2 protein-coding genes are annotated in these 3,133 nt (G+C 68.6%); one reads left to right on the forward strand and one right to left on the reverse strand.

What is annotated here, in order from left to right; all coding sequences use genetic code 11:
• Nucleotides 1-1,276 precede the first annotated feature (1,276 nt).
• Nucleotides 1,277-1,522: a hypothetical protein gene (locus tag ACWEBX_RS38565; protein ID WP_365490211.1), complete on the reverse strand. Its 246-nt coding sequence runs from the start codon at nucleotides 1,520-1,522 to the stop codon at nucleotides 1,277-1,279.
• Nucleotides 1,523-2,412: 890 nt separating this feature from the next.
• Between ACWEBX_RS38565 and ACWEBX_RS38570 the strand changes: the two genes are divergently transcribed.
• Nucleotides 2,413-2,790 (forward strand): hypothetical protein, encoded by a 378-nt coding sequence (locus ACWEBX_RS38570; RefSeq protein WP_451889380.1) that lies wholly within the window; start codon nucleotides 2,413-2,415, stop codon nucleotides 2,788-2,790.
• Nucleotides 2,791-3,133: the final 343 nt, after the last annotated feature.

The following is a 3,133-nucleotide window of genomic DNA, read 5'->3' on the forward strand; positions in this document are numbered from 1 at the left end:
CGGGCAACCGGGACAGGGTCTTCACAGAGCGCCGGGCAGGCCTTGCACCTGCATTTCCCCGCAGGAAGCGGGGCGTCTTTCCTTGGACCACCAACGCATCACCAACCGGCGCGACTTCCGCCGTTCAGCTCAAGATCAATCGTAGCAGTGCGGCGCGCCGGGCTCCAGACCTGGGGAAACGATCGTCACAGCGTTGTTAGCCCTGGCGGGGCGTCAGCTCAGTCAGCCGTGCCAGCGGGCGCGGATCGGTGCGCACTCCCCCGATGCCCTCGCCTTCTCCGCCCGGCGTTTCAGGTACGCCTCGCCCGCAGGCGTGAGTTCACCCGATGCGCCTATGTACGTGCTCGGCCCCATCAGGACCACAGGATCGGCGCATGGCGGCGTCACCGGGCGAGTGGCCCACCAGACGAACCCTGCGACCAGCACCACCGCGGCCCCCGTCATGGCGCGCCGACGCGGGGGCCGCTTGCGTGGTGGCCACTCGGTCCAATGGACGATCACGCGCCGAGAGTAGCCCTCGGTGAGAAGCGCAGCCGCCGCAACCGATCATCCCCGTGCGAAGCTTTGCCCCGCGTGCGGGGCAGTCTCCTGCGGGCTGTCCGCCTCGGGTGGTTTTCCACCGCCCGAACGGGATCAGGCGGGCTCAACTGCTGCGGCACCTGGGAAGGGGTTCCTCGCGCAGACCGCGCCGGAGCAGGCAATGACCGGCCAGACCTTGGGCTATCGGTGGTGGGCGCCGTCGTTTGACGGGGGACGCCCTCCCACCAGCCACCTGCCCTGGCCGACAACTGGCAGCCGGCCGTCGGCAGACGCGACGCCTTGACGGCAGCAGCGGTGCTGGACGCCTTGGTGTACCGCGTTGTGGCAGTACGCCTTCCTCATCAACCGTCGGCCGATCGGCGGCGACGGCGTCTGTCAGCCCCGGTGTGTCCACGACGCGCACCCGGCTGCCTGAAGACGGGGACGCCGGCGACGGTGCCGGCGACGGTGAACTGAACAGCGCGGCCACCTGCACGGTCTTGCCGACGGAGCATTCTCCGACGGCCCAGACGGCGATCGCCGTATCGGAGTGCCGGTTCATTTTCCGGCGAAGCGAGTCCAGTTCCTGGCGAAGCAACTCAAGCCGTTCGGCGTCGGAGTGTTCGGGGTTCCCCGCGGCAAGCGGGTGCGCGACCTGCGCCGGAGAACTGGGGAGTCGCTGGTCGTACTGGATCATCGTGCCCCTCCCTCACGAACCGGACGGATGCGCCGGGCGGCCGGAACCGGCCGACGGGCGTCAGAAGAACCGGAGTCGGACCGGGGACTCCTCGTCGGGCTCCCGGACGAAGAGCTCGCCGCCGCGGCTGGCGATCTCCTCCAGGTACGCGTAGACCTGGATGGCGCGGTTGATCGTGTCCGTCTTCGTGTCACCTGACAGGCCGGCGGCGGCTTCCAGGGCCGCGGAGGACCGGGCACTGAGGTTGACCGTGACGCGTTCGGCGGTGGTGGTCTCTCGTCGGCTGGATGCGGTGCTCGCAGTCATCTTCCACGCTTCCTCAATCGTCGCACCGCCGATCCCCGTCGGGCGGTGACGGACCACACTGCGTGCACACGTCGGGCGATCGACACGCCGAAGCAGGCACACCGCGGCCTTTGCCGCGGCTGCCTTCCTCCCCCAGGTCGTGCAATCGGTACCCACGAGCGAACCCCAATTGATCGCCCATGAGCCCGCACCCCCGTAGCTCCCCACCTGTGCCAGTGTGGTGATGCCGGTCCAGTACACTCCTTATCCCCCGTGACGTCAAGTTAAAAACCATCTGTTCGGCGCTTGTTGCGCTGATTATTCGCATGCGGCATTCGGTCGGCACGCTCGGCGAGTGGCGTCCGGCCGCAGAGGCGCGAGGCGGAAGGGCAGCCGTTCCCGGGGCTTCAGGTGACTGCACCGCCCGTGCGCGGATGCGCGTACAGACGGACCGCCACGCGGGAGGCAATCACCCCGAGGGGTACCCGACATGAGGGAAGGCGCCTCCCAACTCGACGCCACTGACGGGAAGTCGGCCGAGACGTCCGCCACCTCCGGCGGCCGCGCATCCCGGATGTCCGGTAACTCCGTTGCGCGGCACGGGAACCGATACGGGGACAGCTTCACGACGGGGCCGCCACGGGAGAACCGGGCTCTGGACGGCACGAGGGTGGCCCCCCATCGGCATCACCTGCAACAGGAGCCACCCAGCCCTCCAACTGGCATATAAACAGCATGCATTGGGCGCATTATCGGCATGCATCATCTGGTCATCCGCCTTACGGCGGTGCTACTTTGTTGCGTAGAGTCGACTCAAGATCACTAAGGGTGGTTGCAGTCGCTCACCGAGACCGCGCACGAACGGCGGTCGCGGCTCTTCCAACATCGACATCGCGATGGATGGCAAGCGCATGACCCACACCAACGGCTCGGCCACCCGCACCACCGACCTGACCAACGAACAGCCCGATGAGGGCCGTGGGGTTCTGATCGACAAAGAGACGGCCTCCGTCGTCATCGACGTCCGGCACCTCAAGGCCGAAGTGCGGCTGGTGACCTCCTCGAAGTCACCCACCGCCCGCAGCATTCCCCTGCTGGCCGTCGGGGTTATCGCGGTCCTCGCGATGACGGCGGTCGGCTCGGTCCTGGCCTCGGCCGGCGCCCCCGCCCCCATCATCGCCGCGACGGCCGGTGGCCTGTTCGTCTTCTCCTTCGCCGCCGGGCTCTATGCGGTCTTCCGCACCCCTCGACGACGGCGCCTGCTGCGACGGCGCCGCCCACGCGCCTGACCCACTGGACGTTCGACCGAGGCTCGATCATTCAGGGCCGGTGGACGTGGCACAAGAAGCTGGCCGGCAGCAGCCAAGCACAACGCAGATGCTCGGCGGGCCCAATGCTGAGCCGCCCGGGTGGCACTGCAGGCGAGCACCTCTCGCGCCCCGGCAAGGGCCGCCGAACGCGACCGCGCCTCATGGTGAACGCCATGACGGGCGGGCCAGAGCGACGGGGACACCAGAGACCGGCGGCCGAGACCGCAGATGACCGCGGAAACCTGGAACATGCGCAGCCGATACCGGCACCGCGGGCTCGGGCGTGAGGCCGTTGCGCCGTGCCGCGCGGACATGCATCGCC

The organism is Streptomyces sp. NPDC005070 (genome assembly GCF_053600395.1).

What these genes read in the sequence shown, in the direction of transcription:
- ACWEBX_RS38565 (WP_365490211.1), bottom strand. Translation starts at nt 1,522, where the DNA reads ATGACTGCGAGCACCGCATCCAGCCGACGAGAGACCACCACCGCCGAA.
- ACWEBX_RS38570 (WP_451889380.1), top strand. Translation starts at nt 2,413, where the DNA reads ATGACCCACACCAACGGCTCGGCCACCCGCACCACCGACCTGACCAAC.